The 18,936-nt window shown below is 61.1% G+C and carries 10 protein-coding genes and 1 pseudogene; 5 read left to right on the forward strand and 6 right to left on the reverse strand.

Features of this window, described 5'->3' with window-relative positions:
- Nucleotides 1-123: 123 nt before the first annotated feature.
- On the forward strand, nucleotides 124-318 hold the full coding sequence (locus tag M2320_RS19530; protein WP_264598720.1) for a hypothetical protein: 195 nt from the start codon (nucleotides 124-126) through the stop codon (nucleotides 316-318).
- 766 nt (nucleotides 319-1,084) lie between these two features.
- Here M2320_RS19530 and M2320_RS19535 read toward each other — a convergent pair.
- From M2320_RS19535 to M2320_RS19545, 3 genes are read right to left on the reverse strand one after another with little or no spacing between them, the layout of a single operon-like run.
- Nucleotides 1,085-1,612, reverse strand: coding sequence for a PAS domain-containing protein (locus M2320_RS19535; protein WP_264598721.1), 528 nt, complete (start codon nucleotides 1,610-1,612; stop codon nucleotides 1,085-1,087).
- Between the two features lie 33 nt (nucleotides 1,613-1,645).
- On the reverse strand, nucleotides 1,646-2,974 hold the full coding sequence (locus tag M2320_RS19540) for a methyl-accepting chemotaxis protein (RefSeq protein WP_264598722.1): 1,329 nt from the start codon (nucleotides 2,972-2,974) through the stop codon (nucleotides 1,646-1,648).
- On the reverse strand, nucleotides 2,943-3,470 hold the full coding sequence (locus tag M2320_RS19545) for a PAS domain-containing protein (RefSeq protein WP_264598738.1): 528 nt from the start codon (nucleotides 3,468-3,470) through the stop codon (nucleotides 2,943-2,945). Before M2320_RS19545 ends, M2320_RS19540 begins: the two co-directional genes overlap by 32 nt.
- A 173-nt stretch (nucleotides 3,471-3,643) precedes the next feature.
- Between M2320_RS19545 and M2320_RS19550 the strand changes: the two are divergent.
- Nucleotides 3,644-3,808, forward strand: a pseudogene (locus M2320_RS19550) (transposase); the annotation flags it as partial.
- Nucleotides 3,809-4,445: 637 nt separating this feature from the next.
- Complete coding sequence (locus M2320_RS19560; protein WP_264598723.1) at nucleotides 4,446-6,836, forward strand: EAL domain-containing protein; 2,391 nt, start codon at nucleotides 4,446-4,448, stop codon at nucleotides 6,834-6,836.
- 102 nt (nucleotides 6,837-6,938) lie between these two features.
- On the opposite strand, the gene M2320_RS19565 is transcribed toward M2320_RS19560, so the two are convergent.
- Nucleotides 6,939-7,400 carry a bacteriohemerythrin gene (locus tag M2320_RS19565; protein ID WP_264598724.1) on the reverse strand — a complete coding sequence of 154 codons (462 nt, stop codon included), beginning with the start codon at nucleotides 7,398-7,400 and terminating at the stop codon, nucleotides 6,939-6,941.
- An 843-nt stretch (nucleotides 7,401-8,243) separates the two neighbouring features.
- Between M2320_RS19565 and M2320_RS23270 the strand changes: the two genes are divergently transcribed.
- Complete coding sequence (locus M2320_RS23270) at nucleotides 8,244-9,956, forward strand: methyl-accepting chemotaxis protein (RefSeq protein ID WP_319801455.1); 1,713 nt, start codon at nucleotides 8,244-8,246, stop codon at nucleotides 9,954-9,956.
- A gap of 2,060 nt (nucleotides 9,957-12,016) precedes the next feature.
- On the opposite strand, the gene M2320_RS19575 is transcribed toward M2320_RS23270, so the two are convergent.
- On the reverse strand, nucleotides 12,017-15,028 hold the full coding sequence (locus M2320_RS19575) for a hybrid sensor histidine kinase/response regulator (protein ID WP_264598725.1): 3,012 nt from the start codon (nucleotides 15,026-15,028) through the stop codon (nucleotides 12,017-12,019).
- A gap of 510 nt (nucleotides 15,029-15,538) precedes the next feature.
- Between M2320_RS19575 and M2320_RS19580 the strand changes: the two genes are divergently transcribed.
- Complete coding sequence (locus M2320_RS19580; protein WP_264598726.1) at nucleotides 15,539-16,078, forward strand: hypothetical protein; 540 nt, start codon at nucleotides 15,539-15,541, stop codon at nucleotides 16,076-16,078.
- A 92-nt stretch (nucleotides 16,079-16,170) separates the two neighbouring features.
- On the opposite strand, the gene M2320_RS19585 is transcribed toward M2320_RS19580, so the two are convergent.
- Entirely contained in the window at nucleotides 16,171-18,933 is a 2,763-nt protein-coding gene (locus M2320_RS19585) for a response regulator (protein WP_264598727.1), read from the reverse strand.
- Between the last annotated feature and the right edge of the window lie 3 nt (nucleotides 18,934-18,936).

Genomic DNA, 18,936 nt, shown 5'->3' on the forward strand with positions numbered 1-18,936 from the left:
AACGCCAGCGTCCCGTCTCATCGCCATCGCCATAGACCCCGTCGAGTTTACGTGACCCATGGGAATCAGCGCCAGCCGACTTCGTCAACGGGCTGCTAAACAGTGCGTGGGGAGAAGCCGACTATGAAGACGAATTGCGGCGACAAGCTGAGCGAAGTGGTGGAAATCAATTTGCTTTATGCGCAGAGAGAAATGGATCTGGCGGTTTTCGACCGCTCAGCGCTGGTTCGCGCCCGTCAACATCTCGAACATGCGTTGAAAGCCATCCGCGCAGAGAAGAGCGGTAAGCTGAAAATCGTAAAGAACGACGCGGCCTGAAAGTTCAACCGAGCGGACGCCCGGCGCCTCCTGCCGGGCTTTTCATTTCAAAATGGTTCGCGACTGCGCACGTTTGCCCGTTCCCGGAACGCCGCTTGCCGCACATTTCGCACTTCAGCCGAGCCAGTACCCCGCCGAGCTGCAAATCGCCTCCTGTGCGCTCGGAGAGAATTAACAGCGTGGGTTGGATCAAGTCCCAGTGGGTGGTGTCGGACGCCGGGAGCCGCTCGCGAAGCGCGCTTCCCTTAGCGCTGTAGCGAGAGAGCGGCTTTCGGCGACCCCCGACGATTTTCCCGTTTAGGTCGGGTTGCGACACACCAACGCAGACGTGGAGCGGCGGGATTGCGAAGATCCCAATCAAGGCCGCCAGCAGCGTACCGCCGAAAGCCGGCGTGCCCACGTCACGGCGGGCGAGTTGAGATGCTCGCGCCACGACCGCGGATTCAGGCCGAGGATGGAAGGCGAATGAGGTAATCATCACGGGGCTGAACCGGTCGCGGACGCTGACCTCCTCCCCTGATTTTCTGCCCGAACAGATCGGAGAACGCGCGGCGCAGCCGGTTATATGAACCGCAAGTGCGTGGGCGTTCGGCCCGAACGCTGGCGGCTTCCGGCAGCGGTGCCTCGGTCGTCGCGCCCGCAGCGGATTGAAAAACGCCGATGGCGCCGCGCGAACGGCGGATCGCGGCAACTCGAACCTCTGATGCCGACTTGGAGGCTTGCTCCACCGTTTCGCCCGGGAAGGCCGCCGTGCTGGCCTGCTTGCCTAAACGAGAGAGAAGACCAGTTCGTCGTAGCTGCGCGCCTTGCTCTGAACGACATCCTTGAATTGCCGGTAGGACGCCGCCAGGCCCTCCTTGGCGTTGGCGGTCGCCGTCTCGGTGTTCAGCAAGGTCTCGTAGAGCGGAACAATGGCGTCCCTCACGACGCCGGGGTCCGGCGCGCGCCGGTTGGAATGGAAGCCAAACAGGTTTCCGCCCATGTCATAGGACGGGGTGATATGGGCGAAGACCCAATAGTGGTCGCCGGTCTTGGCCATATTCTTCACATAGGCGAAGATTTCGTGGCCTTCCAGGATGCGTTCCCACATGAATTTGAACACCGCCCGCGGCATGTCGGGGTGGCGGACGATGGAATGCGGCGCGCCGATCAGCTCCTTCTCGCTGTAGCCCGCGACAGTGCAGAACACCCGGTTTGCGTAAGTGATCCGTCCCTTCAGGTCTGTTTTCGAGACGATGATCTCGTCGCGATCGAAAAAGACTTCGCGCTGGGTCGGCTGAATCACTTTCGTCATCGGGGCAGTCTTCCGGGTTGAAGCCGCGTTGGGTCACGCCGCCTGGGATCGCTGGCCGCTGGCGACTTCGCGCGCCAGTTTGAGGAAATCGGCGACCGACTGGTCGAGGCGGCCGACTTCGCTCGCCAGCGCGCCGGAAATTTTCGCGACATCATGCGCTGCTCGGCCGCTGTCGTTGGCGACCGTGTTCACGACGCTTGCGTTGCTCGTCACCGCCGCCGTCGCATCCGTGACGGTTTGCATGGTCCGCGCGATTTCCTGGGTCGCCAGCGATTGCTGCTCGGTCGCCGCGGAAATCGCCGAGGCGATTTCGACCACTTCCGACGTCGTTTGCCCAATCTCGAAAATCGAGTGCAGGCCGCGATCGGATTTGGCCTGAATGTCGGCAATCCGCGCCTTGATTTGCTCGGTCGCGTCGGCGGTTTGCGCCGCCAGATTCTTGACTTCCGTCGCCACCACGCCGAACCCGCGTCCGTGATCGCCGGCGCGCACCGCCTCGATATTGGCGTTCAGCGCGAGGGTGCGCGTCTGGGTCGAAATGTCGGCGATCAGCTCGACGACCTCGGCGATTTCGTGAATGGCGGCGGTCAATTCGGTCATCGCGTCGCCGGCGACAGAGGATTGCTGCTGCGCTGAGCGCGACACATCCAGGGCGCGGCGGGTTTGCGCGGCGATTTCGCTGGCCGAAGCCGTCAGCTGCTCCGAGGCGGAGGAGACCGTGGACACGCTTGCGGAGGTTTCCGCCGCCTGTTGCGTGATCGCGCCGGACCGTTCCTGCGTTTCAGTGGCGGCCACGTTCATGGATTTCGCCGCGCTGTCGAGCACCTGGACTTCATTCGCCAGCACGCCGGAGACGGCGCCCACGGTGCGATCGAACTCGCCGATCACTTGCGAAAAGCCGCTCAGCCGTCCGTGAATGGTGACCACGGCTTCGTTCATCGTCTGCGCGCCCCGGGCGAAGGTTCCGGCGAGCCCGCGTTCGACGATCCGCCGGTGGAATTCGCTGTCGCGCACGCAGGCGAGCGTCGCCGTCGCCTCGCGCACGAAGGCGTCGACGAGATCGAGCGCGCGGTTCAGGTCATCGGTCAAGGCCAGCATCTCGCCGCCATCGCGCGTCAGCACGAGGCGCGGCTCCAGATCGCCCTTGGCGGCGCTCGCCAGAACGGCGCTGACGGCCTTGAGCGTGGCGCGGGCGCGCCTGAGGCGCGCCATCGCCACGCCGGCGCACAGGCTGGCGGCGGCCAGGGCCGCCGCGTCGAGGATGCGGTCGTTGAACAGGGAGATGACCGCGCCCGCGAGGGCCACGATGGCGGTCAGGCGGACAAGCCATTCAGCTTGCGAGAGAGAAGACGAATTGGTCATAGGTGACGCCCGCTTGTGCGAGAATTGCGTTGAGGTGGGCGCGCGATTGCGCGAGCCCGTCGGCGCGATTGGCGCTTGTGTCCTCGATGTCGCGAAGTTTGCGATAGATCGGCTTGATCTTTTCGACGGCGTCCGCGTTGGGGACGCGGCGGTTGGAATGGAAGCCGACGATCGCGCCGCTGGCGGCAAAGGTCGGCGTCACATGGGCATGGACCCAATAATGGTCGCCATTGGCCGCGAGATTGACGACATAGGCGAAGATTTCCTTTCCGGCGGTCAGGCGCTCCCAGAGCAGCGCGAACACGGCGCGGGGCATGTCGGGATGGCGGAGAAACGAATGGGGCGCGCCGATGACCTCCCGCTCCGTCAGTCCGGCGACATCGAGGAACACGCGATTGGCGTAGGTGATGGTTCCCTTGAGGTCGGTCTTTGAGACGATGATGTCCGTTTCCGGAAAGCGGCGCTCGACGCCGGTTGGAGCGACGCGCGACAGCAGCTTCTGCTTGATCGGTCCGGCGGGCGCGGATCGGAAACTTGGGAACAAGGCACAATGCCTGAGGAAACGCTTGGGGACAATCACGTAGCGAAACTGACGGCTGACGCTTGCGTCAGGCTTGCACTTAGTTAGGCGCTTGATTTCCATTGTATTTGAGTGAATTATGATTGCGAGCCCCACCCAGGCAGACCTTCAGACGCGGCCGCGATTTTGCTGCCTGGCTTGGCCTCGTGCCAGTTCAGCGTTCAAGCGGAGGCAAGCAGCGCCTTGGGCGCACGACGAAAATGGGGCAGAGCGACATCCGTCGGCTCTTGATCATCGGCGCCGTGGCGGTGATCGGCTGGGCGTCGAAGCGTGGCGCACCCGAGCGATCCTGGATCAGTCGTGTGTTTGAGCTTTTGGACTTGGTCTTACGTTTGATCCGAAGCCCTCGCCCGTGTGGCGGATTGAAGTCATCACGGGTGGCGGGGGCGCGCGAAGCCAATGGTCGGATGGCGCCTCGACTTCTGGCTGACTTGCCAGCCGCGAATGGTTCCAGTCGCGCCAAGTGCCGCCGCCGCAGCATCGCCGTTGAGCACATAGCGGGCGTCGTAGGCGGGGGTCTGGGCGTCGGCGGAACCGGATAAATGGCGGAGATGCGCCGCATAACGACTTTCGCCGCCTCGTAGACGCGGGCGTCCGCTGTCAGAACAGAATGGTTTGCCTCGTTCTCGGCGACCCTCGAAAAATCTAATCGAGTGTATTGCTAACCGAGAACAACCCAGAATTGTTAACCTCTTGCAAATAGGGTCTCATCCGCGCAAACCGCGCGACGCCACTCCCGCGGCAACAGCAATGATTGAGGCGCTTCAAAGAATAAGAAGCCGCGTCCTCGGATGTGTGAACCACGCCCAGGCCGACGCTCGCGATGCGCTGAGTGCATCAAGACCCGCCTCGAAAGCTGGCTTGCTCCGAACCCTCGCCCTCCCGATCCTTATGATCGCGATTCAAGCGATGGTCGCTACCGTCAGTCTTCATACTCTGTCGGTCTTGCGCGTTCTTGTCGAAGCCGAGAGCGAGTGGTCCAAAGCGCAAAAGACCGCCGCCAACTTCCTGAATCAATATCTCGACCGCGGCGACGAGCAGGACTACCAAAGATTTCTCGCAGCGATCGCAACGGATTTCGGCTTCAATGCGGCGCGCCAGGCGCTGGAAAAGCCAGAGCCGGACGTCAGCGCCGCAGCGGCTGGGCTTCAGCGCGTCGGTGTTCATCCTGACGATGTTTCCGGCATGATTTTCTTCGTCAGGCATTTTCGCGACTACGGTCACTTTCGTGCGGCGATCGACATTTGGCGGGAAACCGACGCGATGCTGGCGGAACTTGCCGCCTTTGGAGAAGCTCTCCATTCGCGTGTCGCGCAAGGAGGTCGACCTTCGAACGAAGAGGCGCTGAGAACCTACCTCCGCGAATTCGATTTAAGCCTCTCGACCAAAGCCACCGCCTTTTCAGACGATCTCGGCGCCGGGGCGCGGGCGCTGACGAAACAGTTGGCGGGCGCCAACATTGGCTTGGCTCTGTTTCTCGTTGGGCTCGTCGTTTGGCGCGTGCGCGCCCTTTTCCGGCGAATCCATCTTTTCGAGAAAGCCTTGCGCGGTGAGAAGGAGCACGCCCAGGTCACGTTGCAGTCCATCGGCGATGGCGTAATCCGCGTGGACGCGAAAGCTTGCGTCGAATACGTCAATCCCGCGGCGGAACGACTTATCGGCATGACTCAGGCCGCGACGCAGGGGCGGTCGGTTGCGAGCCTGATCAGGATTGTCGACCACGACGCAAACGTGCTTTCCTTGCTCGAAGGCGAGGTGCGGTTCGACGCCTCTTGCGAACTCAAGCTTGTGACGACCGCAGGGATGACGCCGATTTCCGTGCAGAGGGAGGATCTGCAAGCCAGTGGCGAAGCGCCGGGCGCGGTTCTTGTGCTTCGCGATATGACCCGCGAGCGCGACCTCATCGAGCGCCTTTCTTGGCAAGCAAGCCACGACGAATTGACGGGGCTCGCGAACCGACGAGAATTGGATCGCAGGCTGCGCCGCGAAGCGGCCGCGCTGGCCGTTGAGGGTGGAGAATCCGCTTTCCTATTGCTCGATTTGGATCAGTTCAAGCTCGTCAACGATACGTGCGGACATGCCGCGGGCGACCAGCTCCTGCGCGAAGTCGCGACGATACTCAAACGAGAGGTGGGCGACAGCGGCCTGGCCGCGCGCATAGGCGGCGACGAATTCGGCGCCCTCCTGACGGGGTGCGAAATCCTGTGCGCGATAAAAATCGCCGAAAAACTGCGTCTTGCGATCCAGGACTTCTGCTTTGTCTGGGAAGGCCGCACCGTCAAGATCGGAGCGAGCATCGGCCTCGTCCCCAACGTCGGGGCGAGCGCAAACGCCGAGGATGTTTTGCGCGCGGCGGATGTCGCCTGCTACATCGCCAAAGAAAATGGCCGCAACCGCGTGGAGCTGCACACGCCGACCGGTGACGAGATCTTGAAGCGCGTCAGCGAAATGGGATGGGTGCATAAGATACGCGCCGCGCTCGACAAGGGCCACCTCTGCCTTCACGCCCAGCCTATCGTTCCGCTCCGCGGCGACGCGAAGGGCGCGCATTACGAATTGCTGGTGCGAATGCACGACGAGCAGGGCAAGCTGGTGGCGCCCCGCAACTTCATCCCCGCCGCCGAGCGTTACGCCCTGATGCCGCGCATCGATCGGTTCGTCGTCAACGCCGCCTTCGCCAACCTCGCCGCAATCACGGCAGGCGCCGGCGAAACGAGGCCGATCACATTCGCCATCAACCTTTCTGGACAGAGCCTCGGCGATCCAACTTTCATAGACTTCGTTCAATCCCAGTTCGACGCCTATGATGTCTCCCCGTCCTCCATTGCTTTCGAAATCACCGAAACGATTGCGATCGCCAACCTGGAGGCCGCGACCAGGTTCATTGAGACATTCAAGGAGGTCGGCTGCAGATTCCTGCTCGACGATTTTGGCGCCGGCATGAGTTCCTTCGGCTACTTGAAGCGCCTTCCCGTGGATTTCCTCAAAATCGACGGCGGCTTCGTCAAGGACATGCTCAACAGCCCGGTGGACCGCGTCATGGTCGATATGATCGTGAGGCTGGCGCGAACGCTTGGCATCGAGACCGTCGCAGAATGCGTCGAAACCGATGAGGTCGTGGAGGCGCTGCGCGCGCTCGGCATCGACTACGTTCAGGGCTATGCGGTCGGGCGGCCATGCGCCATTTGCCAGCAGTTTGGCGCCAAGACCTTGATCTGCCATTCGACGCGCTGCGACTTCCTAAAGCACTCGATCGACGTCGATGGCGCGCTATGTGCTTGAACGGGAGGTTCCTGGGCGGAACCACCCGACGAAGTCCTAAGCGGAGATTTGCCGATCCTGGCGGCGTGCAGTTCTCGCCCCGGTCGGGCGCAGCCGATTAAGTTATTTTATTCCATTGGCGTTGAAAAAGGGTCCATAGCGCTTGTCGCTGCCTTGAATGTGGTTGAAGAGCCAGTTCTTAAGAAAGTTCACGACTTCGTATGACAATGTTTCCTGCGCTCCTGACTGTAGTCTCGCCTGGATTTCCATCACCTGGCCGGTGAGATGATCGTGCTCAAGCTTGTGTTCGCAGGAAGCTGGATAACCGGTGCTGGCGAATAGCTCTTCCTCGTGCCTGAAATGATTGGCCGTATAGAATACCAATCCGTCCAGAACCTGGGCGAGAACGTCGATGGCTCTGCCGGCCTGTATGCCATCGTGAAGCGCATTTAGCAGTTCGACAAGCTGCTTATGTTCTTCGTCGAGCGCGGCGACGCCAACGCTCATCTTGTCGCTCCAGCTAATCAGAGGCACGAGCCGCTCCTGAGCTCGGCTGTAACTGCGCTTGGCGCCCGCGCCAAGCATCCTTCGGGGACTGCCCCAGAGGAGAGATTGCGCTCTCGCTCACGGTTTCACAAACGTCGAGCACACTTTCCCCCGTTTCCACCCTCACGGAAAGCAACTGCGTTGCAATTCGCGCCAATCGCCAGCGTGCGAATCTGTTGGCGACGACTTAAGATACATGACCAAAAGCGGTTTAGAAACTCGAATAAAGAGGACTTAGACTCCCTCAGCCACGCGTGGTCGCATGCGGGTTCTGCAATCCCGGGCTGCAACTTACGCTTGTCGTTGCGATCAATTCGATCGACACGCTCGCTACGCGCCGCTCCCGAGATTCGTAATTGATCTTGGGCAAGCTGCTGCCCTTCTTATTGGCTATTTATACTTGTATATCGGCACTAGCGCCCACAACCGTCGGTAGTTATTGTGAAAAAGCTGCGATGCGAGTTGGCAGCGGGCAACGGCGACGGAGGCGCAAGTGGCAGATAGCAGCCTTGAGAATCGATCAAGATCAATCTCTTCTAAGCCCAATTGAAGAGGCCCTGAAGAAAATTCTCGCCGCCAACCTCTGGTTAGGAATACTACGGAGCGATCCGTCTTGGAGACAGCGACCTAGGACGACTTGAACGGTCCCCATTTCACTCCCGCCATCCGCCGGACGCAAGGCTCTAAAGAGCCGCTTGAGATTTTAGGTAATCGCCTGAGGGCGGGTCGTCGCTGGTGAAAAAGTCGATCAGCAACGCGACCGTCGTGGTTGATCGTCGCTCCGCCGAATGCGCCAAACTTGTCGACCCGCTTGGCTTGACACTGATGCAGCTATGACGGCGGCAGCTTACTTCAAGTACAAGCCAGCCTTGGAAAACCATGATGCTTTCTGCCGTCGCCAACTTCCGCATTTTCACCAAAATCACGCTCGGCGTCGCCTCCGTACTCGTCTTGCTCGCCGCAGCGTCGACATGGACTTACATTTCGATGTCCCGCCTGGACCAGTTGTTCGCCGAGTATCGTGATAGGGCGGAGATAATCACGCTGGGCGACAAGCTTCTCCAGGACATGAACTCCTACGGCTTTATCGCTGAGACTTATGCGCGCACAGGGGACGAGAAGCTACTCGACAAGTCTTCCGAAATTAGCGGCGCCGTCAACGACGAGGTTGCAAGCTTGCGCAAGGCCATCCACAAGGCCGACCGAATTTCGCTCCTCGACCGGGCGGACCAAAAAAATCAAGAATTGGCCCAGCAGGTTTCAAACGTGTTGGAGGCGTGGGGCGAGTTGAAAGGCGGTCGCAGCCATTCCACCGCAGGTGCAATCGATGCCAGTCCAATAGAAGCTCTCGCCGCGACGATATCTCGTCAGAGCGAGGAACTGAGCGAAGACGCGTCGGCTCTCGTCGCTGGTCTGCGCGCGGACCAGGCCGAGATCACCGACACGACTGCTGCGCTGATCCGCGGCAACTTGCGAGACATCCTCCTCGCCTTGAGCCTTGGAATTGGCGTAGGGCTCATTATCGCCTTCGGCGTCGCGCGCACCATTTCTAAGCCGATTACGGCGATGACGGCGATCATGGACCTGCTGGCGAACGGCAACGCCGTGCCGTCCATCCCGTACACCGAACGCACTGAGGAGCTCGGCAAGATGGCGCGCGCCGTCGCCGTGTTCCAACGGAATCTCGAAGAGAACGCGGGGCTTCGCCAGCAGAACCTCGAAAGAGAGGAGCAAGCGAGGCAAGCGCAGCGCGCACAAGCCATTGCGCTCAGCGATCGCTTTGAAAAGGCGGTGGGCGGCGTCGTCAGCGCCATCGGAACGGCGGCTCAACAGCTCCGCTCGTCAGTGGAATCCCTTTTACGGTCGACCGAAGAAAGCGCGGCGCAGGCGACGTCTGTGGCCGCCGCCACCCAGGCGGCGTCCGCCAAGGTCCATGCTATGGCGGCGGCGGCTGAACAATTGAGCGCGTCGATCGCGGAGATTGCGGAGCAGTTCTCCCAGGCGCAGGCGGCGTCGGCCGCCGCCGCCCGGGAGGCGGAGCAAAGCCGCAGTCAGATCGACGCCATGAGCGCCGCCGCGGATGAAATCGGCGGCATCACCCGACTCATCAGCGAAATTGCGGAGCAGACCAACATGTTGGCTTTGAACGCCACGATTGAGGCGGCGCGCGCCGGCGAAGCTGGCCGCGGGTTCGCGGTCGTTGCGCAGGAGGTCAAGACGCTTGCCGCCCAGACCGGCGCCGCGACGGAATCGATCGGCAATCAAATGAGCTCTATGCAGCGCGCGACTCAGACCGCCGCTCGATCAATGTGCGCCATAGCCGAAACAACGGAGACGGCCAACAGCCTTGCGACGAGCATCGCCGTGGTGGTCGAGCAGCAGAGCGCCGCGACGCAAGAAATCGCCGTCAACGCGACGCAGACTTCGACGGATGTTGGGGCCATCGCCCTCAACATCGCCAGCGTCGAGAAGGCCGCGACGACGTCCCGCGATGCGTGTGGGCAGCTGTTGTCTGCCGCCGAGGCTTTGTCCGCGCAGGCCGATCGACTCGATCAGGAAATGCAGTCAGTGCTCTTACACCTGCGCGCGGCATGAAGGTGCGCGCCATTCCAGGCATGCATCCTGGGTCCCTTGCGTTGAGCGGCCGGGCAGCCAGCCAAGAGCGGGCGCGTCCAAGTTGGGCGCGGTCGGCTCTCATGGCATCTGAAGGCGTTTGACTCGACGGACCTCCTCGCTTTGTTCTCAAGTACGCTTCCTCGAAGTCCGCCATCGCCAATCGGCTGTCTGCCCCCACCGCCGAAAGCCCGTGGCTCCCGTCGATCGCAACAGTTAAAGCAAAGCTCACAGCTGCACTGAAAAACCCCGTCGGGATGTCCAAACCGCGTACGAACTTGATCTCCCGTGATGCAACTGGTCGGCAGCTCTTAAGTTCACCAACAGTTCACTCTGTCTCACCAAACCCGTTGAATGCCCTTAGGTAATGATTTTCACGTTTGCTGACAATTAAGGCTCTCCGTGCAATAAAAACAACGCTGTATGCTACAACGCTTTCAATCTCGCGTTGGAGGGTAAAATGAAGTATCATAATTTTGCGATGGCCATCGGTGCAGTCTCTTGCGCATTTATGCTTCAGGGCTTCATCGGAGTCAGTGGAGACATGATTTACGCTCCGACTAAGGCCAAAGCGCCAGGCTATGTCGTTACAACAACGCCGGCCGCGGCGCATAAATACGTCCGACGGACCTAACGGTGGGTATCTCATGCCTCGGCGAGACGATGGCGCGCACGGCTCTGCGAAGCCGCCGAAGTCATTGTCAGGCGTAATGAGATTTTCGGCGCTGAAGCGTGGAAGATCATGGCCATGAACGCGATCTGACAGTTTCCCGACGGATATGCCGCGAGAGCGTGGACGATGTTCGTCGCCATCCTTCATCGACGATCACCGGCAAGCCCATAAGGTCGAGCCGATCGGCAAGGTCTTGCCGATCGGCCCTTCCACTTATCACGCCCATGCCGCCATGGCTCCTCTCGGTTGGCAAGATCGGCAAGCTACACATCGCTTTGACCCGAGGCGGCCGCACTGAAAACGCCCTGTTACTGGCCCTCGTGTCGCACCGCGACTCCGCTGAAGCCCTAATCGATTGCAAGCGATTGCTCGAATCGTGACGGCCCAGATCGCAGGCCAGATCGGCGACATCCAGACCACGGCGCAGCGCGCGGCGCAGAACATTTCGGCCATCGTGCGCACCACCGACGAGACCAACCGCGTGGCGTAATACATCCTGTGACTGCGTCCGCGGCCATTGGCGGTTCGCCTCCAGCACGAGCCGGGAATGTCGCCCGGCTGCGCCGTTCAGGAGAAAGCGTCGGCGTCATCGCGTGGTGATGAGGCGCTATGGCCTAACGAACGGTTTCGACAATCGCCATTCTTTCGGACCGTTCCTTCCGAGCGCGCGCTCGATTCGGCCGACGTCGTCATTGTGGCAGTAGATTGCTTCGAAGCCAGGCATGCAAGCGGCGGCAAGTTCCGCCAGAGATCCGCGCCAGACATGGCGCCTGCGGCGGCGCAAGTCACAAAGCCGCGGGCATCGTGTTCGCTGACTACAATTTTCCAGCCTATCGAATGATGGGCTCCCATCGAGGAGCGGGCTCGCCAAGCGCGCGAGATGCTCAAGGAGCTTGATCCGAAACGGCCATTGCCTCCATTGCTGTAGTTCGTGCAATCGGCGACGTAGCGTCTTGGTGACATTCTGTTTAGCCTCAGTTGCGGCATTGCGACGCCTAAATTTTATCCATGGAGCATATCTCAACTGAAAAGTTTTGAAACCCAGCGGGGTTCACGAAGTTTTCAATACGCAGTTATTTGCCTTGGACCGATCGTCAATTCCTCGCCATAAGACGCGGCGGAACTTTGGCGAGAAGTCAATTTAGAGGTCGAACACAATGAATGATGGGAGAGAAAATAATAAGGGGCTAGCTTTAGGCGTGGGTGCTGTGCTGCTGTTCTTGGCAGCTGTGGTCACGTACCTTTACTGCGTTTGGAAAATGATGGACTTTTTGTACGCGCTTCTGCACCGTTGGTGATAGATGCCCACTTCAGCGTCCGGCAAGCGTCCGGCGCACTGGAGGAGTTGCCGTCTTCGCATGAAACTAGGTCAAGAAGCTTTCCGATTCGAGATCATTGTCGCGATTTTCCGGCGCAACTCCTCGTCCGATACAGGTTTATGGAGCAATTCGAAGCCGCTCGACAGGATTTCTCGAATCTGGTCGATCGCGGTGTCTCCCGTCAGAATCAATGTCGGGATCGCGCGACCCGCGCGCCGCCTGATTTCCGTCGCCGTCTGGACGCCGCTCAATGCGTGATCGATCCGTTGATCGGAGACGATGCCGTCGATGGTCCAATCAAGTTGCGCCGCTCTTTCCAAGGCCTCCTTGCCGCTCGCGGCTGCGATTGTGTCGTAACCCCATGTCTGCGCCATGTCGGCGATGCATTCGCGCAGGACCGAGTTGTCCTCGACGACGAGAAGGCGTCCGCCCGCATCTTGGATTTCGAGTGCAGCTTCACCGTGAGCAGCTTCGGCGTCAGTTCTACGGGGGAGATCGAGAGAAAAACGCGAACCGCGGCCGAGCCGCGAGGCCATGTCGATCCTGGCGTCGAGAAGCGTCGCCAGCCGCGCCACGATGGCGAGGCCAAGCCCGAGGCCCAGGCCGAGGTCGCGGCCGGGATTGTCGACCTGGACAAACTCTTCAAAAATGTCGGCTTGACGATCCTCCGGGATGCCGATGCCGGTGTCGATGATTTCCAAACTTACGCGCGGACCGCGCGGCCGCGCCCCGATCAGGATCTTGCCTTCGTGGGTATAGCGCAGCGCGTTTTCGATGAGGTTGCGCGCGGCCCGCTCCAGAAGCGAGCGATCGGCCCATACGCGCAACCGACAGGGCGCCTGGCGCAACTCAAGGCCCTTGGCCTTTGCCTTCACGACATATTCGGCGGCGAGCCGATCGAGCAAATCCCCGACGTCGACCACTTCGGGCGCCGCATCGACAACGCCGGCGTCGAGGCGCGACATGTCGAGAATTGCAGTCAGGAGACCGTTCAGGCCGCTCAGGGCCTGTTTCATCCTCTGGGCGGTTTCGGCCGCGTTCGGAACGCTTGCGACCTGCCGTTCGATGATCGACAGCAGCAGGACCAGGGACTGAACCGGCTGGCGGAGGTCATGACTGGCCGAAGCGAGGAATTTGGACTTGGATTGATTAGCGCGCTCCGCCTCGGCGCGCGCCGCGGCCATCGCCCGCTCCGCAGCTTTTTGCTGCTCGATGTCTCGGAAATAGACGGAGGCGCCGCCTCCATGCGACGGATAGACGCTGAACGTCACCCACCGTTTCATCGCGGGCGAGACCGTCTCGAACTGCACCGCGCGGCTTTCTGCAACGGCCCCCTGAAAATCCGTCCGGATATCCGCGTCGAAAATGGCGGGAAAAACCTCGAACAGCCGCCGTCCCAGAACCTCGTCCGACCTCTTGCCAAGCATGTCTTCCGCGCGGCGGTTGAAGTAGGAGAACCGCGATTGCGGGTCCAACGCGAAGAACCCATCGCCGATGCTGGCGAGGATTTCGTCGGCTTTGGCGTTCGCGGCTTCGAGCGCGCTCTGTTTTTCGACGATCGAGGTCACGTCGAGCAGTGTGACGAAGACCTTGGTGAGCCGGCCATTCCGGTCAAGTTCGGAATTCGCGACGCTCTCAACCCAGCGCGTAAGGTGGTCGTCTCCGAGAACTCTGAAACGGCTCTTGCCGCCGACGCCTGAGAAAATGTCGTCAAACATGGCCGATACGGTGGTCCGGTCGGCTTCTACGGCGCGCCCTGTCAGGCCCATCCGCGCGCCCTGCAAGGTTCCGCCGCCCCGCGGCGTGCTCGGCTTGTATCCCATGACTTTTTCGAAGTTTTCGGCCAACTCGACCCGATTGTTCTTGAGGTCGAATTGGAGATAGGTCAGGCGGGCCGCGTCCGCGGCGTGCCGCAAACGTCCTCGGCTCAGGCGCAACGCGGTGTCAGCGCGCCTGATTTCGGTCACGTCGAGGTTCGTGCCGACGCATGTCTCGATTGCGCCGCCCGCGCTCTGCCGCGCCTTCTCGACCATTTCGATGACGCGGATCTCATTGTCGCTTGGTCGCCGTATGCGGAATTCACGGCGACTGACGCCGCCGCGGCGCAGCAGCGTCCGCAACAGCATCTCCTGCTGTCGCAGGTCCTCCGGCAGCACGACTGCGGCCCACGCATCGTAGGACACAATTCCGTCCGGCGTCGGCTCCATGCCATAGATCTTGAACATCTGGGCGTCCCAGATGGCGAGATTGGTTTTGACGCTCCATTCCCAGACGCCGACGCACGTCGTTTCCGTCGCCAGTTCGGCGCGCTGCTGCGCGGCGCGCAAGCGCGCTTCATCACTTCGTCTTTCGGTGAAGTCGCGAATGATCTTAGACGCGGCGACTATGGCCCCTTGTCCGTCGCGGACGGGCGAGATCGTGAGCGAGACATCAATCAGGCGCCCGTCTTTCGCAACGCGTCGAGTCTCATAATGCTCGACGCGCTCGCCTTTCTTGAGCCGATCGATGATTTCGCCTTCCTCGCCCAAGCGGTCCGCGGGCAGAAGCGGTGTGGTGGATCGCCCGACGATCTCGGCGGCGCTATAGCCGAAAAGGCGCGTGGCGGCCGCATTCCAGCTCAAAATTATCCCGTCCAAGTTCAAGCTCAGGATCGCGTCATCTGAGGTTTCGACGATCGATGCGAGATGTGATTTGAGTGACTGCGTCTCGGTCGCGGCAAGCTCCCGGACATGACCGCGAACGAAGGCGTCGGTCAGGCAGACGATGACACCGCCAAGGACCAGGAAAAATCCAAGTCCGATCCAGTCGGCCGCATCTCGCAACGGAATGAAAGCGAAATGAATGACGCTGGCGGACAGCACAACGGCGGTGACGCCGGCGGGCGCCCCGCCGATCAAAGCGGCGAGCATCACGACTGGCCAAAATGTCAGGTAGGCGGCCCGCTCGGAGTGGGGACCAAGCAAAGCTAGGCGCAGGAGCGCGCCCGCGGCGACGAGCGCCGCGCCCAAGATAATGGTTAGGGGCCACGAAGCTCCCGCACGCAAGGCGACGACCGAATTCAAGCCACGCTCTAATGCGGGCGGAAGACGTCCCCCCTTTCCGCCATTGGAGCCATTAGCGGCAGTTCCGTCTTGCGACATGCAATGCCCCGTGTGCTGAGCCCTGCCGGGTCAGGAGTGAGATTAATTTTCTCGTTTCGAAGCGACCCGTCAACGCCATAAGCGCCATAGGGCCATGACAAGCCTCGTCTTTCGACGTTTCGTCGGAAAAAGCGGCGGCAAGTTGTCCGAGCCGCCGTCACCTGCTTCGTCGACACGGACGGCGCATTTATCTTCCCATTTTCGTAATCGAAAGCGCGGTTGCTATCCGCGCCCAAGGTCAACATCGCGCCGATGATATTGGGGACTTTTCCGTCTGCTTGGAGTTTGAGTCGCATGGGAATGCCCGGGCGCTAAGGGCAAAGCCATGTCAGACGTCGCAGGAAGAACTCGCGATCTCGGGAAGAGCACAACCGATACCACTCCACCCCCGCGAGCTAGCCAAAGCGAGAGAACACAGGGAGGATGACGACCGTGAGAACGGCACTGATCAAAATGCTTTCGGCCGCTGTGGCGATGGCGCTCGCGACGGCCGCTGTCGCCCAGCAGCAAAAGCTTAGCGACGCCGATTACATGGCGAAGGCGATGTCGGCCGCGCCCGAGACGGTGGCGAAAGGGGCGACCATCGCCGCCATGGAGGGCGGCAAAATGCGCACGCTTCAAAAGGGCTCCAACGAGTGGACCTGCATGATCATGCCCGACGGCGTGCCGATGTGCACGGACCCGGCCGGAATGGAATGGGTGCATGCGCTGGTCACCAAAACTACGCCGCCTGACAAGGTCGGCTTCATGTATATGCTCACCGGCGACAACGGGACCAGCAATGTCGCTCCCGGCGCCGAGCGGCCGACCCCGGACAATCATTGGGTCAAGACGGGGCCGCACGTCATGCTCCTGGGCGCGGGCGTGAAGGCGATGGCCGGCTATCAGCGCACGCTCGACCCGGACCCGACCAAGCCCTACGTCATGTGGGCGGATACGCCGTACGAACACCTGATGATCCCCGTGAAATGAAAGAGGGCGGCTACCGGCGGGCGTGATCAACGGGACCAACCACGACGGGTGCGGAAGGATTTTCGCCCCCAGCTGGAAATCATCGCCCGCCGTCAGTGTAGTTCTCGACGGATAAGCGCTGCTATTTCGCGGCGCAGTTCGGTCGCGGAGACAGGCTTGTGCAGCATTGAGTAACCGCTGGAGTTGATCTCGGCGATCCGTTCCTTCGCGGTGTCGCCGGTGAGCACAAGGGCGGGGAGGGCCCGGCTGGCGCGGCGGTTGATCTCCCTGGCGGTGTCTGTGCCGGTCAAACCCGCCCCCAGTCGCTGATCGGTGATCAAAATGTCAAAGGGCAAATCCCCGGTTGCCGCCAGTTCGAGCGCTTCTTCGCCGCTGGCCACCGCCGTCGCGTCATAGCCCCAATTGTCCAACATGGCGGTGAGGCTATGTCGGACGACAGCGTTATCCTCGACGATCAGCACGCGGCCGCCGGGATCCCGGATTGCGGTCTCGGACTCACTGCGAATCGGCGAAGACACGCCCGCGACTTCCGGCAGAACCAGCGAAAAGCGGGAGCCGCGTCCCGGCCTTGACGAAACTTCGATTTCCGCGCCCAACAGGCTCGCCAGGCGAGCGACGATCGCCAGCCCCAGGCCCAATCCTTTTTCGAGATCGCGGCCGGGATTATGCAACTGGTGGAATTCCTCGAAAATGTTCGCTTGTTGACCTGCGGGTATGCCAACGCCGGTGTCATAGACGTCAATGCGGACATATGCGCCGCGGCGTCTGACGCCGACCAGGACGCCGCCGGTCGACGTGTAGCGAAGCGCGTTCTCGATCAGATTGCGTATGGCGCGCGCCAGAAGCCTGGCGTCGCTGCGAACAAAGATACGCCTTGGCGCCAGTCGCAATTCCAGTCCCTTGGCGGCGGCGCGAGGGACATATTCGTCATGCAGTCGCAGCAGCTTCGCGCCGAGATCGACAGTCTCAAAAATGGGAGATTCGACGCCAGCGTCCAACCGCGAAAGGTCGAGAACGGCGCCAAGAAGGGCGTTCAGGCCATCCAGGGACCGCTTCATCAAAGCGATGATTTTCTTCGTCTTTGGCTGCGCTTGCGCTTCACGCTCGGCAATCGCCAACAGCAAGACCAGCGATTGCACGGGCTGGCGGAGGTCGTGACTGGCGGCCGCGAGAAAAGTCGATTTCGCCGCATTCGCGCGTTCGGCTTCGGCCTTGGCGGCGATCAGGGCGGCCTCCACGGCGCGTTGTTCGGAGACATCGCGAAACCCGACCCAGATTCCGCCTTCGCGTGTGGGGTGGACGCTGAATGAGGTTGGCCTCTTGAGGATCGGACACATCAACTCGAAGTCCAAAGGGTGCTTCTCGGCCATAACCCTCGCGAAATTCGCGTGAAGCTGCGTGTCTTCGGCATGAGGAAACACCTTAAAGTAGGAGTGGCCCAAGACGTCAGCGGCTTTTTTGCCAAGCATGACCTCCGCATGCACGTTGATAAAATCGAAACGCCAGTTCTTGTCCAGGGCGCAAAAGCCGTCCGCTATCGTCGCAAGGATTTCCTCTGACTTGTTCCTTGCGGTTTCCAGAGCCCTGCCGCCCTCCACCGCAGTGACGTCCCGACAGGTGATCATGCTCCGCAGCGGCTTGCCGCTGGCGTCGCTTTGCAAGGTCCATGCGCTCTCGATCCAGCGCTCCGCGCCATCGTCGCACAGGACGCGGTATGTGAGCGATCCCTTAGGCTTTCCGGCCAGGAAATCCTGGTGGGCTTGCCGCACCCGCGCGCGATCTGCGGGGGCCGCATTCAAGACGAGATCGTCGATGAATTCGACAGGACTGTCCGCGCGCTGCGCCGAGGACGAATGGCACATCACCTGCGCGTAGTTTTCCGCCAGTTCCAGGCGACCGGAGCTGAAGTCATAGTCGGCATAGGTCATGCGGGCGGCGTCCGCCGCGATCCGCAAACGCAACTGGCTTGCACGAAGCTTGTCGTCCTGCTGACGCAGGATTTCCTCGGCGCGCTTCCGTTCGCTTACATCCCGAAATGTCACCGAAATGGCGATAGTTTTTCCATCGAGATCCTGGATTGGCGCGGCGCTGAGTTCGACAAAGAGCCGGCCCCCGTCCTTGCGGCGCCGCGTCGTTTCGACAAAAATCGCCTTCTGCTCGACGATGACTTGCCGATAATGTTCAGGCTGATCGTCCCGCAGTTCGGGCGGCGCGATCAAGTCGTTGAGCGAGCGGCCCATGGCCTCGCTTTCGCAATACCCGAATATGGCCGTCGCGCCGGGGTTCCAACTCTGCACGGTCAAGTCGAGACCGACGCGCAGGATGGCGTCGCTGGACGCGGTGACAACCGCCGCAAGCTGCGCATTGCGCTCCTGCAATTCGCGCTGCCGCCGCAAGAGGTCAAAGCGTTCGATGCTGACCTGGATGGCGCGGCGCAAGCTGAAGCTGTCGTCGGTCAAATGACTCTTATTCAGATAATCCTGCGCCCCCGCCTGCAAGAACTTCGTTGCAGTCGCTGCGTCCGAGACCGCGGTCAGAACGACGACGGCCAAAGGGATCTCGCCACCCGGCGCACGCAGCGCGTCAAGAACTTCGATCCCATCCATGTCGGGCAGGCGATAGTCCAGCAGGATGCAGTCCGGCTTGAACGCCTCGGCCGCCATGAGACCATTGCGGCCACTCTCAGCCTCCTTGACGAGGCAACCGAAATCTTCGAGCGCGAACCGCGCGACAATGCGGTCCTCGGGGGAATCGTCGATAACAAGAATTTTCAGAAGCGCCGACGCATCCGATTTTTGCTCCGATGGCTTAGAACTCGGAGGCGTGATGGAGAATGTACCGGCCTTGGTCGACATGCC

The sequence above is a fragment of the Rhodoblastus acidophilus genome, assembly GCF_025961575.1.
In the GTDB taxonomy this organism is placed as follows: Bacteria; Pseudomonadota; Alphaproteobacteria; order Rhizobiales; family Beijerinckiaceae; genus Rhodoblastus; species Rhodoblastus acidophilus_C.